General features: G+C 70.6%; 17 protein-coding genes and 2 pseudogenes. 10 read left to right on the top strand and 9 right to left on the bottom strand.

Annotated elements, in window-relative coordinates; all coding sequences use genetic code 11:
- Positions 1–77: 77 nt before the first annotated feature.
- A complete protein-coding gene (locus ACFXOZ_RS01680) occupies positions 78–995 on the top strand; it encodes a ribokinase (protein ID WP_380586463.1) in 918 nt (305 codons plus the stop codon).
- The gene (gene rbsD / locus ACFXOZ_RS01675; protein ID WP_380586460.1) at positions 992–1,381 is read left to right on the top strand and encodes a D-ribose pyranase; all 390 of its coding nucleotides are present in this window, start codon (positions 992–994) and stop codon (positions 1,379–1,381) included. Before ACFXOZ_RS01680 ends, rbsD begins: the two co-directional genes overlap by 4 nt.
- 92 nt (positions 1,382–1,473) lie before the next feature.
- Here rbsD and ACFXOZ_RS01670 read toward each other — a convergent pair.
- From ACFXOZ_RS01670 to ACFXOZ_RS01660, 3 genes and pseudogenes are all read right to left on the bottom strand, one after another.
- Positions 1,474–1,914: pseudogene (locus ACFXOZ_RS01670) on the bottom strand (flavodoxin family protein); the annotation flags it as partial.
- 894 nt (positions 1,915–2,808) lie between these two features.
- Positions 2,809–4,227 carry a hypothetical protein gene (locus ACFXOZ_RS01665; protein WP_380586457.1) on the bottom strand — a complete coding sequence of 473 codons (1,419 nt, stop codon included), beginning with the start codon at positions 4,225–4,227 and terminating at the stop codon, positions 2,809–2,811.
- Positions 4,228–4,262: 35 nt separating this feature from the next.
- Positions 4,263–4,712 carry a hypothetical protein gene (locus tag ACFXOZ_RS01660; RefSeq protein ID WP_380586454.1) on the bottom strand — a complete coding sequence of 150 codons (450 nt, stop codon included), beginning with the start codon at positions 4,710–4,712 and terminating at the stop codon, positions 4,263–4,265.
- A 128-nt stretch (positions 4,713–4,840) separates the two neighbouring features.
- On the opposite strand from ACFXOZ_RS01660, the gene ACFXOZ_RS01655 reads away from it, so the two are divergent.
- Entirely contained in the window at positions 4,841–5,161 is a 321-nt protein-coding gene (locus tag ACFXOZ_RS01655; RefSeq protein ID WP_380524984.1) for a hypothetical protein, read from the top strand.
- Positions 5,158–6,015, top strand: coding sequence for an aminoglycoside phosphotransferase family protein (locus tag ACFXOZ_RS01650; protein ID WP_380586451.1), 858 nt, complete (start codon positions 5,158–5,160; stop codon positions 6,013–6,015). Before ACFXOZ_RS01655 ends, ACFXOZ_RS01650 begins: the two co-directional genes overlap by 4 nt.
- A gap of 145 nt (positions 6,016–6,160) precedes the next feature.
- On the opposite strand, the gene ACFXOZ_RS01645 is transcribed toward ACFXOZ_RS01650, so the two are convergent.
- Complete coding sequence (locus ACFXOZ_RS01645; RefSeq protein ID WP_380586449.1) at positions 6,161–6,493, bottom strand: hypothetical protein; 333 nt, start codon at positions 6,491–6,493, stop codon at positions 6,161–6,163.
- Between ACFXOZ_RS01645 and ACFXOZ_RS01640 the strand changes: the two genes are divergently transcribed.
- Positions 6,492–6,845: a hypothetical protein gene (locus ACFXOZ_RS01640; RefSeq protein WP_380586536.1), complete on the top strand. Its 354-nt coding sequence runs from the start codon at positions 6,492–6,494 to the stop codon at positions 6,843–6,845. The genes ACFXOZ_RS01645 and ACFXOZ_RS01640 overlap by 2 nt on opposite strands.
- 181 nt (positions 6,846–7,026) lie before the next feature.
- Here the strand turns inward: ACFXOZ_RS01640 and ACFXOZ_RS01635 are convergent.
- Both ACFXOZ_RS01635 and ACFXOZ_RS01630 read right to left on the bottom strand, forming a co-directional pair.
- Positions 7,027–7,179 (bottom strand): annotated as a pseudogene (locus ACFXOZ_RS01635) (TetR/AcrR family transcriptional regulator); the annotation flags it as partial.
- Between the two features lie 762 nt (positions 7,180–7,941).
- On the bottom strand, positions 7,942–8,412 hold the full coding sequence (locus ACFXOZ_RS01630; RefSeq protein ID WP_380586446.1) for a MarR family winged helix-turn-helix transcriptional regulator: 471 nt from the start codon (positions 8,410–8,412) through the stop codon (positions 7,942–7,944).
- A gap of 236 nt (positions 8,413–8,648) precedes the next feature.
- Here ACFXOZ_RS01630 and ACFXOZ_RS01625 point away from each other — a divergent pair, with 236 nt between their 5' ends.
- Positions 8,649–10,664, top strand: coding sequence for an MMPL family transporter (locus ACFXOZ_RS01625; RefSeq protein ID WP_380586443.1), 2,016 nt, complete (start codon positions 8,649–8,651; stop codon positions 10,662–10,664).
- 86 nt (positions 10,665–10,750) lie between these two features.
- On the top strand, positions 10,751–11,953 hold the full coding sequence (locus ACFXOZ_RS01620; RefSeq protein ID WP_380586440.1) for an MFS transporter: 1,203 nt from the start codon (positions 10,751–10,753) through the stop codon (positions 11,951–11,953).
- Between the two features lie 274 nt (positions 11,954–12,227).
- On the opposite strand, the gene ACFXOZ_RS01615 is transcribed toward ACFXOZ_RS01620, so the two are convergent.
- Positions 12,228–12,788, bottom strand: coding sequence for a dihydrofolate reductase family protein (locus tag ACFXOZ_RS01615; RefSeq protein WP_380586437.1), 561 nt, complete (start codon positions 12,786–12,788; stop codon positions 12,228–12,230).
- 16 nt (positions 12,789–12,804) lie between these two features.
- Positions 12,805–13,161, bottom strand: coding sequence for a YciI family protein (locus tag ACFXOZ_RS01610; protein ID WP_380524977.1), 357 nt, complete (start codon positions 13,159–13,161; stop codon positions 12,805–12,807).
- Between the two features lie 183 nt (positions 13,162–13,344).
- Here ACFXOZ_RS01610 and ACFXOZ_RS01605 point away from each other — a divergent pair, with 183 nt between their 5' ends.
- Entirely contained in the window at positions 13,345–14,259 is a 915-nt protein-coding gene (locus ACFXOZ_RS01605) for a LysR family transcriptional regulator (protein WP_380524976.1), read from the top strand.
- A gap of 171 nt (positions 14,260–14,430) precedes the next feature.
- On the opposite strand, the gene ACFXOZ_RS01600 is transcribed toward ACFXOZ_RS01605, so the two are convergent.
- Positions 14,431–14,862 (bottom strand): SRPBCC family protein, encoded by a 432-nt coding sequence (locus tag ACFXOZ_RS01600; RefSeq protein ID WP_380586434.1) that lies wholly within the window; start codon positions 14,860–14,862, stop codon positions 14,431–14,433.
- Positions 14,863–15,574: 712 nt separating this feature from the next.
- Between ACFXOZ_RS01600 and ACFXOZ_RS01595 the strand changes: the two genes are divergently transcribed.
- Together ACFXOZ_RS01595 and ACFXOZ_RS01590 are read left to right on the top strand one after the other, a co-directional pair.
- A complete protein-coding gene (locus tag ACFXOZ_RS01595; protein WP_380530188.1) occupies positions 15,575–15,778 on the top strand; it encodes a hypothetical protein in 204 nt (67 codons plus the stop codon).
- Positions 15,779–16,051: 273 nt separating this feature from the next.
- Positions 16,052–16,705 (top strand): hypothetical protein, encoded by a 654-nt coding sequence (locus tag ACFXOZ_RS01590; RefSeq protein WP_380586431.1) that lies wholly within the window; start codon positions 16,052–16,054, stop codon positions 16,703–16,705.
- The last annotated feature ends 17 nt before the right edge of the window (positions 16,706–16,722 follow it).

Here is a 16,722-nt window from a genome sequence, read left to right as displayed (position 1 = left end):
GGGAAAGGGGTGGCCGGGGTGCCCGCGGATGCGGGGCTCCGGCTGCCCCGTTCCGGATTACTTGATTGGGGAGCTTCATGTACGACTACGACTACGACTACGACGTCTTGGTCGTCGGTTCGGCCAACGTCGATCTCGTGATCGGTGTCGAGCGCAGGCCCGCAGCCGGGGAGACGGTGCTCGGGTCGGACCTCGCCGTCCATCCCGGCGGCAAGGGGGCCAACCAGGCGGTCGCCGCCGCGCGGCTCGGGGCGCGCACGGCGCTGCTCGCGCGGGTCGGGGACGACGCCAACGGGCGGCTGCTGCTGGAGTCGCAGCAGAACGCGGGGGTCGATACGGAGGGCGTCCTGGTGGGCGGGGCCCCGACCGGCGTCGCGCTGATCACCGTCGACCCTTCGGGGGACAACAGCATCGTGGTGTCGCCCGGCGCGAACGGGCGGCTCACGCCGGAGGACGTCCGGGCCGCCGGGCCCCTGCTCCACGCCTCGCGGGTGGTCTCGGCACAGTTGGAGATCCCGTTGGAGTCGGTCGTGGAGGTCGTACGGCAACTGCCGTCCGGCACGAGGTTCGTGTTGAACCCTTCGCCGCCGCAGCCGCTGCCGGCCGAGGTCCTGGCGGCCTGCGACCCGCTGATCGTCAACGAGCACGAGGCCCGGGTGATCCTGGGCGGCGGGACCGTCGGCGACGATCCCGCCGCATGGGCACGGGAGTTGCTCGCGAGCGGACCCGCGTCGGTCGTGGTGACACTCGGTTCGGAGGGCGCGTTGGTGGCGTCCGCCGAGGAGGAGGTCGTGCGGGTCGCGCCGGTGAAGGTCGACGCCGTCGACACGACCGGTGCCGGTGATTCCTTCACGGCCGCACTGGCCTGGAAGTTGGGCGCGGGCGCCTCGCTCGTGGAGGCCGCCGCGTACGCCGCTCGGGTGGGCGCCGTCGCCGTGACCCGGCGGGGGGCCCAGGAGTCGTTCCCCACCACCGAGGAGGTCGAGGCGCTGTGAAGAAGGGCGGGATTCTGAATCGCCATCTCGCCGGAGCCATCGCCGAGTTGGGACACGGTGACCAGGTACTCCTGTGCGACGCGGGGATGCCGGTTCCGGACGGACCCCGAGTGGTCGACCTCGCGTTCCGGGCGGGGATCCCGTCGTTCGAGGACGTACTGGCCGGACTCCTCGACGAGTTGGTGGTCGAGGGGGCGCTCGCGGCGCAGGAGGTACGGGAGGCGAACCCCGCCGCGGACGAACTGCTGACCGGCATCTTCGCCGAACTGGCCTACGTGCCGCACGAAACGCTCAAGGAGCTCAGCACGGGGGCGCGCCTGGTGGTGCGCACCGGGGAGGCCCGGCCGTACGCGAACGTGCTGCTGCGGTGCGGAGTGTTCTTCTGACGGGCTGGTGCGTGATTCATGGGCTGGGCTTGATCGGCCACGAACGGCATCAGCAGGAGACGACCCGGCCGCTGTGCCTCGGTTCAGACAGGTCAGCGGTGCTCGGGGTTCTCGAAGTCGAAGCGGCAGCCGGCGTCCCACGCGGAACGCTGGTTGCCGTGGGCCGGGATACCGCCGGCGTCCTTGAGCATCCTCGCCAGGTGGAGCTGGTTCCAGGTCATGAAGGTGGTGTTGCGGTTGGTGAAGTCGTTCTGCGGGCCGCCGGACCCCGGGTCCAGGTAGGACGGGCCCGGGCCGGCCTCCCCGACCCAGCCGGCGTCGGCCTGCGGGGGGACGGTGTAGCCGAGGTGCTGGAGGCTGTAGAGCACGTTCATCGCGCAGTGCTTGGCACCGTCCTCGTTGCCGGTGATCAGACAGCCGCCGACCCGGCCGTAGTAGGCTTACTGCCCTTCGGAGTTGAGGATCGACGAGCAGGCGTACAACCGCTCGATGACCTTCTTCATCACCAACGAATTGTCTCCCAGCCAGACGGGCGGAACACTCTGGCACCATAGCTGACCTGCGGCGTAGACAGCCAGACCTTCGTGGCCTTCCAGGGGCGCACGGGATACGAGAACTCCGCACACAACAGCGGCACCGCCTGAACGGTGCCGCTGTACAGGAAGGCGGACACCCCAGATCCCGCAGCATTCTCCACGTGCACCATTCACCGAACGTACTGGCGGACCCGTCTGTCACACGTTTCGGGACCACAGAATTTGAGCGGGCCGGGCACGATCCCGACCGAATCTCCTTCGTCCGCACCCTTCCGGTCGTCCGCCACCAGGTCACCACCCAGACTGCTCTTTCCCCCCTCCCGGCTCGCCCGCGCCGTCACACACAGCCTCCGCGAGATCGCTGAACGGCTCTTGCCGCCGCGGCGGTTGCGCGCCAATCCCAGCGTCATCAAACGCAAGATGTCCAACTGGGCCCTGAAACGCGGCCACCACTACAACCCGCCTCGCCCGGACGTTCCCACCGTGACGCTGGTCGGGCCGACCAAGACCAGCCCGACCCGCCGGAAAGCAACCTAAATCACCGGTATTACGCCTAGATGCGCTGCTCGGGCAGCTCGGGCGAGGTCAGTTGGGGTGTTGGACACGGCGGACTCCCGGTGGTGTTCACGGGGTCCGGCCTACGCCAGGCGACCTGTCGCGCGGCTCGGCTGCTCCCGTCAGGTTGGGATCCGGCCTACCGCCAGCGATCGTTCCGCCGACGTGGCTGGTTCCGTTTGAGACCCGGCCTCACCGCCAGCGGCTGGTCACATTATGCACCCGGGTTCGCTAGTGCGCGGGGGCCGAACCATGGACCCGGGGTCCAGCCCCGGTACGGCACCGGACAGCCGAAGGCCCGGCTGCTCCTCGCAGCCGGGCCTGGGTGATGTGGAGTCAGGCGGTGCCCCGCGCCGAGAACCGCGCGTTCAACTTCTCCAGCTTGGCCAGGTAGGCGGCACGCTTCGCCAAGGCTGCGGCGCCATCATCGACCGGTACGCTCTGCTCGGGCGTGACTGCGTCCAGAGCGTTGGGGCCGACCTCTTCGATGTCAGACACCACAGCAGCGCCCGCGTCGAGATCGAGGACGTCGGCAGCTTCGGGGCCGGCGTCGAGGATCTCGTCCACGTCTACAATCACGTCGCGCGCACCGAGCCCCGGCTGGTCGGCGAACCACCCACCGGCCAGGTCCATGACCATCTCGCGGGCGTCCACCGGGAAGTACTCGACCCCCCGGATGGAAATCCACCCCTCCCCGTCCAACCCGGCCAAGACGTGCTGCTCCAGCTCCCTCGCGGCTCCGGCAGGGAGCCCGATCATCCGAAGGTGCTGCGCAGTCAGGCCATCCTCCTTGTGCTGCTCCAGCCGCCTGTATCCGGTGCCCGAGCTGATACCAGGCTTAACGGTGTACGCATCCGTCACCAGGTCCCGACCGCTCACGACGTAGTAGACATCGTGAGCCGGATTCGCGTGGCCGTACGTTCCCGGGGGGCACTCGGGGCAAGACCAGCGCTTCCCTGTTGGCCGGAGCGCGAACTCATGCCCCATGAAGCACATGGCGGGGTATGCGGCGTTGGCCGACTTCCACTCGGTGGCAAGCACGGTCATACCGAAGCCCTTCGCCTTGTCCGAGAACTCGGCAAGCAGGTCCAGTTTGTTACACGCCCCGCAGAAGGATGGACGGAACTCGGTCTTGCCGTACGAGGGGTAATTGCTGAAGATCACCACAGTGTGGTTCCGGCGGCATTGGACGTGAACCGTGTCAGCCTTCTCTCCGAAGTTGCTCCGGATGATCCGAGCCTCAGTCTCCGCGCAGAGATCCGCCGCACGAGACAAGAGCTTCCGGTAATCCTCCTCCTCCCAGCACGTACGGCACAGGAGGCTCCCGCGAAGAACGCTTTGATGACGTCCGTGCACGGTGGAGGCATGTCCGGCCTCGCATACGGCATCGAACAGCTCATCGTGGGATTCGTCGGCCTGCCCGCCGGTCGGTTTCAGCGTCACGTGCTGCTTCTCTGCGAGCGCAAGAAGCGCGCTGCGGCGGGAGGCGATCTCATCTGCGTAGCAGCATTCGGAGCACAACGGTTGGCCGGGTGTGCGATACCCGCGGCTTCCGTCAAGCAGCAGGTTCATGGCTATGACCGTGAAAATATGCCCATCGACGCACTTGAGGTCCGAGTAACCCCTAAGCCCGTTCCGCTGAATCACGGCCAAACCCTGGTCATCCACGATCGCCGTGAACAGCTCCTCAAGCGCCCTGAAGTGAGCTGCGGCTGCCTCGATCGCCGCGGCCGACGCCGGGTACTGGTGTGCCATGCCGAGCACGCTTCCTTCCTAGTAGCTCGTCGCGACTAAGTATTGTTCTTCTTGGTGGAGTTGGGGTCGGGCTGGCTCCCATGTCGCTTCCGTTCGGCTGGCAGGGGTGCCGTGTCCTCGCAGAAGAAGTATCCGGTTGCGTTGAGTGCCGAAGATCGTCGGGCGTTGGTGCGGGTGACGACGACGGGGGTCCGCAGCGCGTCGATGATCAGGCGGGCGCGGGTGCTGCTCGCGTTGGACACCTCGGTCGGCGAGCACCGGCTTCGCCGTGCCCACACTGCGCGATGCCGCTGACCGCAGAACACCTCACCAGCGTGCTCGGCCCCTGCGACCGCATCACCGTCACCTGCCCGCGCTGCGGGCCCGCCCACAACCGCCCCGCCGACCAGACCCCGCCGACCGTCCACGCCCCCACCGCCGTCCACCCCGGCCAGACCTTCACCCTCACCGTCGACGGCCCCGAACGCGGCCTGCTCGCCGTCCACTTGCGCCCGGCTTCCTCCTGCGCCAGGTCTTCCCCGGCAAGTACAAGGACTTCCAGGGCAACCCGGCCTGGCGCCCCCTCATCGCCCAGTTCGCCGTCCACTGCCACCGGGAGAACGACGGCCACCCGGTGATCATCCCGATGACCCTGCTGCGCCAGCCCTACGCCGCCGAGATCCACGGTGCCATCCGGGCCACTGGCATCCCGCTCCAGCACCTCCTGCTCCACGCCGACCCGGACACCGTCAGCGCCCGCATCGACGCCAGCGTCGAGTTCCCCGACGACGAGGCGCGCAGCGAGAAGGTCCGCGCCTTCCGCCGCCGCAAGCAGCCGGTCTACACCGAGGCGTACGACGGTTGGCTCGCCGCCGACACCGAGGTCATCGACACCACCCACCTCACCCCCCGCCAGGTCGCCGACCAGGCGTTGAAGACCATCGGCGCCCTGTGACCACCACCGTCTCCGAGGCGACAGCGCGCCTCACCGGGCCGGCCGAGGTCGTCGCCGACCTCAGCTGGCCCGGCACCACCGCGACCGTCCGCCTCCTGCGCCGCCCCTCAGGCCAGCACCTCGTCCTCAAGGCGAACAGCCACCCGGACTGCTTCACCCGCGAGCTGCACGCACTGCACACCTGGACTCCCGCCCTCGACACCGCGGCACCCCAACTGATCGACGCCGACGAGGACGCCCAGGTGCTGCTCATGACCGCGCTACCCGGCATCCGCCTCGACCTCGCCACCCTCACCACCGCCCAGGAACAGGACGCCTACCAGCAGACCGGCCAACTACTGCGCCATCTCCACGAAACCGGACCGCCGCAGACGATCACGGACTTCGGCCGCCGGCGCGCCGCCTACCTGCGCGCCCAGCTCACCGGCCCGACCCACCCCCTCACCACCGCCGAACTCGACTTCGCCCTGGCCGCCATCGACCAGTTGGAGACCCTGCCCCCACAGAAGTCCCAGCCCTCCCACCTGGACCTCACCGCCCGCAACCTCCTCGCCGACACCGACGAACGCGGGCGACTGCGGATCGCCGTGATCGACTTCGAGACCAGCCGCTACGAAGCCGCCGGCCGAGACTTCCTCCGCATCACCCAGCGCACCCTGCGCACCCGGCCCGACCTCGCCGCCGCCTTCTACAACGGGAACGGCCGACAGCCCACGGAGGACGAACAACGCCTCATCCGATGGTGCGGGACCGGGGACGCCGCCGCCATCGCCGTCACAGCTGCCGCCCACGGCCACGACGACTCCTCCCACGAGGGCCACACGGCACTTCGCGCCGCCATGGCCGCCACGTAGCCTTCGCTCGTTCCGCGAAGCTCCAGGTTTGTCGTTGTGTTCTCGTCCTACCTACCCTGCCGTTACCGAAGGCGGCTTCATCGAACTGGAGGCGGCTGGACAGCCGGTGCTGTGGCATCGCTCTCCTGACGGCGCGCGGACTGGCTCAGCCGGTGGCCCTGAACCGGCGGGACGGGAGCACTCGTTCCAGCCAGACCGCGTTCGCGCGGGCGGCCTTCAAGGCGGCGTGGACCTTCGGTTCGTCCTCGACGCGGGGGGCCTCGGTGTTGAACCGGACCTGGACCACGCCGGGGTGGTCGGGGTGGTGGAACTCGAACCGGCACTGCCGTCCAAAGTCCGGGTGGGGTCGGCCGCCCGGGTCGGGCCGGCGGTGATGGCAGTCGCAGTGGGACTTCCAGACGGCCAGAGGGTGCCCCCACACCGGGTTGCGGAAAGCCCGCCGCCAGTTCATCGTGGGCCGGGCGGATGCCGTAGGCATGGCGCAGTTCCCAGACCATGGTCTGGTCACCGCGCTGCCAGTAGCGGCTGCAGAAGGCCGTGGAGACGGTGTGCCACAGCCCGATGCGGCGCAGGAGACCACTGGTGAGCCAGCGCATCTGGGCCTCTTCGCCATCCCATTCACCGTGGTGGGTACAGAAGTCGCGCTCTACCGCCGCGAGTTGCGGACGGTCCCACAGCACCGGCTCCCCCTCGTCGATCGTGTCGCTCCGAAGGCCTGCGGGCAGTTGGCGCCATCGGTCGGCCGGCGGGCCGACGAGGGTGAGGTGTGCGGTCGGGGCGTGGAACAGGCGAAGGTGCAGGCCCCGTTCGTCGATGTGGCCGACCCGTAGTCCGCAGACGCCGGTGAGCTGGTGGGGGTTGGTGCCGGAAGGAAGGACGCTCCTGACGCAGCTCGTGTACACAGGCCAGTAGCCCCTCGATGGTGGTTTCGGGGCTGCTGGCGTCGATCTTGGGTTCGAAGGCGTCGATCTGGGCTGCCGGGCTGAACGCTTTGACCGCTTCCAGGGCGAGGTTGGCCTTGTCGCCGAAGTGCCGGAACAGGGTGACCTCGTTGACACCGGCCGCGGTCGCGATCTCCTTTGTGGTGATCGCGGCCATGCCCTGCTCCCCCGCAAGCGCCAGGAAGGCGGTGAGGATCTTCTTCCGGGTCTGATCCGCACCCAAAGTTCAGCTCGCTTTCGTTGTGGCAGGCGCCTGGGCACAGTAGTGGGCCCGCCCCACGGCTGACGAGTCCCGTCGTCGGGCATCAGCGGTGCCCAGCGGCCGTGCTGCCCGTCAGCCGAGGACCCGCGTCCCGCGGTTTCCCCGGGAACACGCGCGCCGTGGCCCGCCAGCGCTCGGGCGCCGACCCGGACGAGGGGGCCGCCACCAGCCCACCTCGGACCTAGAACGTGCATGCAGGCACTTGCAAGCCTATGCCGTGGCGAAGGTCGGGTTCGTTTCGGGGATGTCCTCCGCTGTCCGCCGCAACGGCCGCTCGGCGGCTGACGGCGGACAGGCTCGACGCAGGCACTACGTCGGAAGGGGTGTCGGCTGCTCGGCCGGGCGAGGGGTGTCCGCCCGCGCTGATGCCGCGGTTGCGATACCGCCGGACACGTCGGCCGGCGGCACCCCCACTGGTGGGGGCGGACCCAGTCGCAGCCGAGCGGCGAGCCGGCGGTAACGTCCGGCGTTCTACCGGGTGAGGGTGTGGACGGCGTGGAGCCGGTCCTGGGCCTGGCCGATGGCGAGGGTGAAACGCAGGAGCAGGACTCCGTCGACGGCGTCCTGCCGGCACTCGCCAACGTACCTGAGGCGAAGGCCGACTGCGGTGATGAGGAGGGCCAGGGTGCACCGGTCGGCCCGGGCAAATCGGCAAGCACCATGCGGATCACCGATTGGCCCCGGAGGCCTGGGCGATCTGACAACACCGGGCCCCTGACCTGTCTATCGGGCGTTCTGTGCCAGGTAGGCGCGGTAGGCCTCGGAGACCTTCTCCAAGTAGCGCTTCGCCGCCGCGCGCTCGCTCTCGTCCAGGCCGCGGGAAGCCTCGTAGAGCAGTTCCAGCAGTGGGGCGAGTTCGCCCATCACGTGGGTGAGGCCGCTGTCGGTGACGTCCAGGACCTGGCGGCGGCCGTCGCTCGGGTGAGGGCCCCGGGTCATGTGGCCCTCGGAGACCAGCCGGTTGACGGACTGGGTGCCGGCGGCACTGGTGACACCGAGGCGCCGCGAGAGCTCGACCGGGCCGATCGGCTCACCCGCACCCCGGGCCATGATCACGTGCTCGACGGCCTCGACGTTGGTGAGCGGCATCCTCAGGCGCTCGGCCAGGACCGCGCGGGCGAGCTGGGTCAGCGTGAGCACGTCGCGCAGCGCCCGGGACAGGTCGTCGCCGACCGGTGCGCCATGCGGGCGCACGGCTTCACGCTGACCGGAATCCGAATCCGGCCCGGCTCCGAATGACTGGTGTTGCGCCATGAGGAGAAGTCTGCCACGGTGAGAATCGCTAAGTAACTTAACGACTTCGAGGGTGCGTTTCCGTGTCCCCTTCCCCGACCCGGCACGCCGGGCCACCGTCCACCGACCACTCGTCCCCCGGCGGCGGTCCCCTCGGGAGACCGAGGGCCACCGCCTGGACGGTCCTGCTCCTGACCGTGATCGGGCTGGCAGCGGCGTTCGCGCTGGGGCCCGGTGACGCCACCACTACGAAGGCAACCGGGACCGGCCTGCCCGCCTCGTCCCAGTCCGCCCAGGTCGCCGAGATTCTCAAGACCTTCCCGTCCGGTGCCGCCGCCCCGGCGATCGTGGTCTACAGCAACACCGACCACAGCCCCCTCACCGATACCCAGCGGGCCGCCATCGGTGGGCGCGCGACGCCGCTCGGTGCCCTGGGCCTGGCGCCCACCGCCGCGGCCCCCAGGTTCGTCGACGCCACCGTCGCGACCGTCGCCGTCGTCCTGCCCACCGGAGCCGACGACCAGGAGAACACCGCCGCCGTCGACCGGATCCGAGCTGTCGCCGCGCAGGACCTGCCCGCACCCCTGCGCGCCGAGGTCACCGGAGGGCCCGCGGTCCGCACGGACATCGGAAAGGTCTTCGCCGGCGCGGACACCAACCTGCTGATCGCCACCGCCTCGGTCGTCGCGGTCCTGCTGATCGTCACCTACCGCAGCCCCGTCCTGTGGCTGGTCCCGCTGCTCGTCGTCGGCGCCGGGGACCGCACGGCCGCGATCCTCGTCGGTGTCCTCGCCCCGCACGCCGGTGTCCAGGTCGACGCGTCCGCCGCCGGAATCCTGTCCGTCCTGGTCTTCGGTGCCGGCACCGACTACGCCCTGCTGCTGGTCTCCCGCTACCGCGACGAACTCCACCTCACCGAGGACCGGTTCACCGCCATGGCCCGCGCCTGGCGCGGCACGGCCCCGGCCGTCCTGGCCAGCGGGACCACCGTCGTCCTGAGCCTGCTGACCCTCCTCGCCGCCGAACTCACCGGCAACCGCGGCCTCGGCTTCGCCGGCGCCGTCGGCATCCTCACCGCGATGCTCTTCGGCCTGGTCGTCCTGCCCGCCGCCCTGGTCCTGCCCGGACGCCGACTCTTCTGGCCCCTCGTGCCCAAGGTCGGCACCCCGGTGACAGCCGACCGCCGCGGCCTGTGGTCGCGCATCGGCCGCTGCGTCGCCAAGCGCCCCGCCCGGGTCGCGCTCGCCGGAACGGCGGTGCTGCTGCTCCTCGCCTCCGGCGCGCTCGGCATCGACACCGGGCTCGCCCAGGCCGATTCCTTCCGCAAGACCCCCGAATCCGTCCTCGGGCAGCGCACCCTCGCCGCCGTCCAGCCCGCCGGCGCCACCGACCCCCTCACCCTCCTGTCCACCACCACCGCGGCCGACCGGGTCACCGCCGCCGCACGACAGGTGCCCGGCATCGCCTCCGTCACCCCGACGAGCCGCACCGACCGATGGGCCCGCGCCGACGTCATCCTCGACGACGCCCCCGGCACCGCCGCCTCCGACCGCACCATCGAGCGGCTACGCCACGACATCGCCACCGTGAGCGGCGCCGACGCCCTTCTCGGCGGCACCACGGCCCAGGCCTACGACACCGCCCGAGCCAACGCCCACGACACCCGCATCGTCGTCCCCCTCGTCCTCACGATCGTCCTGATCGTGCTCATCGCCCTGCTGCGCGCGCTCATCGCCCCGCTGCTGCTGGTCGCCACCGTGATCGCCTCCTACTTCGCCGCCCTCGGCGCGAGCTGGACGATCTTCCGCACCGTCTACGACTTCCCGGCCCTGGACACCAACGTCCCCCTGCTGTCCTTCCTGTTCCTGGTCGCCCTCGGCGTCGACTACAACATCTTCCTCATCGCCCGCACCCGCGAGGACACCGTGGCCGGCCACGACACCCGACGCGCCGTCCTGCGAGCCCTCGCCTCCACCGGCGGCGTCATCACCAGCGCCGGCATCCTGCTCGCCGCCGTGTTCGCCGTCCTCGGCGTCCTGCCCCTGATCACCCTCACCCAGATCGGCGTCATCGTCGGCATCGGCGTCCTCCTCGACACCCTGCTGGTGCGCACCGTCCTCGTACCCGCACTCGTCCTGCTGACCGGCCGCCACTTCTGGTGGCCCGGCCGCCCCGAAACCCCCCGACCGAGGGCCCACCACGACTCCACGTGAGCCCGGCCCGGGGCGCGCCCATCCGGCGCGCCCCGGAGAACCGGCCGACTCCCACAGCCCCCAGCACCGCCCCGAAGGAGGCGTTCATGACCACCACCGGCAAGGCCCCCGACACCCCGGCGGGCGCCGCTTCATCCGCTGGCCGTCGGCGCTGGTGGGGCCTGGTCGCGATCAGCCTCGGCGTGTCGCTGATCATCGTGGACTCCACGGTCGTCAACGTCGCCGTCCCCAGCATCATCGATGACCTGCACATCACCTCCAGCGGCGCCCAGTGGGTCCAGGAGACCTACACCCTGGTGTTCGCCTCCTTCCTGCTCCTGGCCGGGCGTACCGGAGACCGGGTCGGGCGACGCCGGGTCTTCCTGACCGGCACCGCCGTCTTCGTCGCGGCGAGCGTCGCCGCGGCTACGGCCCCCAGCGGGCCGGTGCTGATCGGCAGCCGACTCGTCCAAGGGCTCGGCGGCGCGATGATCCTGCCCACCTCGCTGTCGCTGATCAACGCCACCTTCCGGGGCCGCGAACGCGGCCAGGCGTTCGCCGTCTGGGGATCGACCATCGGCGGCACCGCCGCCCTGGGACCGCTGCTGGGCGGCTGGCTCACCACCCACCTGTCCTGGCGCTGGGCGTTCGGCATCAACCTGCCGCTCGGCGCGCTGGTGGCCGCAGGCGTCCTGCTACTGGTCGCCGACAGCCGCGACGACAGAGCCGAACGCGGCCTCGACCTCCCAGGAGCGGTGCTGTCCGTCGTCGGGTTCACCGGCATCGTCTTCGGCCTCATCGAAGGCCGCACCTACGGCTGGTGGCACCTCGAGCAGCCCTTCTCCGCGTTCGGTACGCGCCTGGACAGCGGCCCCTCCCCCGTTCCCGTCGCCTTCGCCCTCGGCCTCGTCGCACTCGCAGCCTTCGTCGCCGTCGAACGGCACCGAAACCGCCGCCACCTCACCGCCCTGGGCGGCCTCCTACCGGTCCACGCTGCTGTCCGCCCCGCCGCAGACCGTCGCCGCGGTCATCGAGACGGCGGCCACCTCCCCTCGGCCCCGCACCCGCTACGTCGTGACCCCCGCGGCCAAGGCCCTGGTGCACGCGCGCCGGCTCTTCGGCGCCAAGCCCTTCTACGCCTACCTGCGGCTCCAGTTCCGCAGCGGCAGCTGAGCACCAGCCTCGGCGGCGAGCCCCCACCCGCGATCCCCGTCCGCGGCGCGAGTCGCAGCGATGGCGCCACCCGCCGCACGGCTGCGGTCGGGACCGATCGTCCGTGTGCAGGTTTCTACCGCACAGGCGCGTCTTGACCAAGGTGCGGAGCCCGGCGGCCATCGCGGAACTGGAGGCGGAACTCGTGGAGGTCTCCGTAGTACCGCAGCCGAACCGCAGGTAGCAGGACCCTGGTAACCCGCCGGGCCACCGGTTCACACCGGCGGCTCGGCGGAAGGGTTGCCGGGTCACCGAGCCTGGTGGAGGCCCTGCACGAGCCGTCCAGCAGCGGTGGGCTCGGGGTTGAAGAGCGGCCGTGGCCGACGTCCTTGCGCGGACGGCGGCGGTGGCGCCGCCCAGACAGGCTCCGTTCTACGGCTCCTCGGCGACCGGTGCAGGCCGGTAGTCGAGGATGACGGTGCCGGAGTTGAAGGACGTCGTCGCGGCGAGCCTCCATGACGTGAACCCAACGCCCTCGGGGAACAGGCGTCTACCGGTGCCGACGACGACGGGGTGGATCCACAGCTTCAATTCGTCGAGGAGCCCGAGTTCGATCAGCGAGTTCGTCAGCTCGCCGCTGGCGTAGACAAGGATGTCCCTGTCGTACCGTTCCTGGAGCTTGGCGACCTCGGTCGCCAGGTCACCGCGCACCACTGTGGAGTTGGTCCACTCGGCTTGGTCGAGCGTTGTGGACACGACGTGCTTGGGCATCGTGTTCATCCGGGCGGCGAACTCGCCTTCGGTCTCCTCCAAGTGCGGCCACGCTGCGGCGAAGCCCTCGTAGGTGATACGGCCCAGGAGCAGGGCGTCGCTGGCGAACAGTTGGCCATGGGCGTACTTGGCGTGGTCGGCGTTGAAGTACGGGCCGGTCCAGACCGGGTGTTCCATGACGCCGTCCAGCGACAGGAATGTCAGCGCGACGATCTTTCCCATGGTGTTTCCTCTGGGCTCACATACCGTTGAAGATTTGCCGGATCTCGGCCTTGCCGCTCCACACCGGCCAGTGCTTCCGGTGGACCTCGAAGAAGCGCTCGGTCCAGGCCACGACCTCCTCGACCGACTCGACGTCGTAGATCGTGTAGGCGGCGACGGTCTCGGCCGGGCTCTGCTCGAACTCGGAGCTGACCGTGATCTCGCCCCCGGCCAGGGTGACCAGCGTCGAGCCGTCCAACGGCGCCAGGCCTCCGGTCTCGACGAAGACGCCGGCCGCCACGGCCTCGGCGCCGAGCTCGCCGATCGCAGTGAACAGCTCGGTGGGCGGCATGCCGAAGTCGCCGTCGCTCTTGAGCAGGATCAGGTAGCGCATGGTGGTTCCTCTTCGTGGATGTTCTCAGGGCTCTGCGATGTCACGGAGCATCCGGTGCTTCAGGTCCTTCGTCCCTGTGCGTCGCTGTGACCAGCCTGCCCGGCGTCAACCACTCGAACAACGAGCGATACTGGAACCCGTGTTTAGCCGGCTTCAACACTCGGACCGACGCAGGGAGGGCTCGTGCTGGAACGTCTGGAGCTGGAGGCGTTCCTCACCCTGGCCGAGGAGTTGCACTTCGGGCGCACCGCAGAGCGCCTGCACGTCAGCACCGGCCGGATAAGCCAGACCATCAAGAAGCTGGAGCGGCAGATCGGTGCGCCGCTGTTCTACCGCACCAACCGCAGCGTACGCCTCACCCCGCTGGGACACCTGCTGCACGAGGACATCCGTCCCGGCTACGAGCAGATCCGAGCCGGCCTGGACCGCGCGACGGAAAGCGTTCGGCACCAGCACACTGTCCTGCGCGTCGGCTTCGTCGGCGCGGCGGCCGGGCAGGTGGCCCACCAGGCCAGCAACCTGTTCTCGAAGCGCGAACCCGGCAGCCGTGTCCACGTCCGCGAGGCGCAGGTCGTCGACGCGGTCGCCAAGCTGCGCGCCGGCGACATGGACGTCCTCATCCTGAGCCTGCCCCTGCCGGGCCCCGACCTGGTCATCGGCCCGGTGCTCATCTCCGAACGCCGCATGCTGGCCGTGCCCGCCACCCACCCCCTCGCCTCACGAACGAGTGTGACGATGGAAGACCTCGCGGACGTCCGTCTCCTGCGTCTGGCCGGCGCGCTGCCCGGCGACTGGCCGTCCGACCGCTGGCCCGAGCGGACTCCCTCGGGCAGGGACATCCCCGGCGGGCCCCCGTTCGAGACCTTCCAAGAGGCCCTGCAACTCATCGGCGCGGGCAACGGCGCCTACATCGTCGGCACACAAGTCACCCGGTTCTACACCAGGCCGGACGTCGCCTTCATCCCGCTGTCCGACGCGAAGTCCATCGACTGGGCACCCGTCTGGCTCCGTTCCAACAACACCTCGGCCCACCGGGCCTTCGCGCACTGCGCCCAGGAAGCCGCCAACCGCATCTACCTGGCTGCCACCCACGAATGACCGAGGCGTGGTCCTACAAGTGGCGCCGCCGACCGGCCGAGCCCACGAAGCGCGAGGAGTGACGGCCCGCGAGCCCTCGGTCTCCACTGTCTTCTCCGACCTCTCAGCCCCCAACGGCGTGTGGCTGGACGCGGGATCTCCGGCCATGCCAATGGCACACGTCGCCACTGGTCAAGGGCCCGCAACGACGACGGGCAGGCGCAGCGCCACCGCGTCCGCGAGGCGTTCGAACTCGGCGCGGAGGAAGGGGGCGGCCAGACGTGCGAGTCCGTTGAACCTCAGTGACGCCCGGTAGACGACCACCGTGCGTTCCTCGGAGGCCCGGATGGCGATGTCGTCGGTGGCCTCGACGGTCCGGTTGTGGCCGACGAACACCAACCGCTCGGGGCCGTAGTGCTCCAGGCGGTAGAGGAGTTCGGTACGCCGCCCCCGGAACCGTGAGACGTTGCGCCAGCGCGCCCCTTCCGCCACGGGGCCGGGGTCCAGGCGGGTGCAGCTCTCGGTGCCCGGGTCCCACTGCGGTGTGTTCCCGAAGTCCGCCAGGTAGCGCATGACCTCCCCCACCGGTCGGTCGACGAGCATGGTGCGCTCCACACTGATCATCGGCTCTCCCTTCGAGTTCTGCCTGCCCGGTCAGCGGGCTTGTACCCCCTTCTTCGGTGCGGACGGCCTTTCGGATGGTGGGCGCGCGCCCGATCTCCTGGGGCCGGTTCGCGGCCACGAGCCGGGCGCGGTCGCGCTGGAGGCAGCCGGTCACCCAGCGTCCACCGCCGTGCCGCGGCTCGTGGACCAAGTCTGCTCTGGCGGCCTTCGTCCACCGTCGGCCGGTTGGGGAGCGGGAGGAGATGTCACCCGTTTCGGCGGCATGGGCGTGACGCGGCGCCGAGGGCCGCAGAGGCGCACTCAGCGGTCAGCCGGCGCCATTGGGGTGCGGTGCGCAGCGTCGTGTGGCCGCCCATGGCCATGGGTACGGCCTCGACAGCGGCCCCCGCAGTGGCAGCGCGGCGGGCGAGCTCCCATGTCATCACCGCCGGGGGTGGCGTGGTCGGCCCGGCCGTGCAGGAGAAGGAGCTGCTTGGCCCTGAGCCGGTGCACGGGATCGTCAGGCGGGCACCAGGGGGCCAGTGCGACGACGCCGATCTTGGACGGGCGCGGGCACGGTCGCGGGAGCGGAGTCGCACCAAGGTGTTGGCCTGCGGTGGGGACGGCGGGGCGAAACGCGCCGCCCCGCAGGGCGGAACCCGCAGGACGGTCCCGCGCCCTGTTGGCGGGTCACCGGGTGCGGTGGTGCCCGGCGCCGGAGCAGGGTGAGGTGGTGGGCATCCTCGTGGTGATCGAGCAGCCGCAACAGCCGGACCTCCTGGTCGTGCACGCCGCTGGCTCCGACCCGGACTCGCCCGGTGACCCGCTGCCGGTGACGGCCTGCGGGATCGAGACCGTAAGCATGATCGTCGACCCGTGGCGACCGTCCGGACCGGGCTCGCGCTGGTACCCGCCCGAGCACGCCGGGCACGTGTGACCGCGATGCGAGCGGGCCGTCCGGTCGATGTGAGCGCCAGCCCCGCGGCGCCCGGCTCGCGGGCTCGGGCCCGCCTCGTGGGTGGCGCCCGTCGACGATGGCCCGGGTTGTGCGTCTCGGGTCCGGCGGGCGCCACGGGCAGCCTATCCGCCCTGGCCTGCGGCGGGGAGCGAGGCAGATCCCGTGTCTTGGCGGGGCGAAAGCAGCGCTTTGGTGGGGCGAAACCCGGCAACCGGGGCGTGAGCGGGATGGCGTCGGCGGGGTTCACCGGTCATGACGAACCTGATTCCCCTGTCCAACGACCAGCAGCACTTCGGCGGCGGACACGACAGCGGCGGCGGTGCGGTGTCGGTCCTCGCCGCCGAGCGGGCCGCCTTCGAGGCTGCCCGTGCCGCCCGCGCGCGGCATGACTCGGCGGAGGCGATGGAGGTGGCGCGGGCCGACGCGCGGTACCGGGTACGGGTCGAGGCCGCGGTGGGGATCGCGGCGGCCGCGGCCAGCCGAGCGGCCACGTGGGTGGAGGAGCTGGCCGCGCGGACCGGTAGCCGGCGCCTGGCCGGGTACGCGGCCGCGGTGCTCGCCTGCGGGCGGGACCTGGACCCCGGGGACGACGAGGACGGCGGCGTACACCCAGACCTCGCCTTCGTCCTCAGCGGGCTGATCCTGGTCGACGAGAACGGCCTGACCGAGGGCGAAGGCCTCGTCCTGGCAGCCGCCGGCGCGATCGCCCTGGCGATGCCCCGCAGCATCACCGTCGGCAACGACCCGGACGGCCAGCTGCCCGAGCTCGCCCACCACCTCGACCGGGCCGTCGCCGCCGGACGGCGCGCAGCGCCGCAGTGTGCATGGCCGCCGCCGGGAAGGTGGGCAGAGGGGCGGGGCCACAAGCCCTTGCGGTCACGCGGACCTGTAGCTGAACTGCGGTGACGGAGTTCGCGCAAGCC

Origin of the sequence: Kitasatospora sp. NPDC059160, from assembly GCF_042755465.1 — a bacterium.
Classification (GTDB): domain Bacteria; phylum Actinomycetota; class Actinomycetes; order Streptomycetales; family Streptomycetaceae; genus Kitasatospora.
The sequence above is the reverse complement of the archived record's forward strand: the minus strand, read 5'-3'. Positions and strand labels throughout refer to the sequence as shown.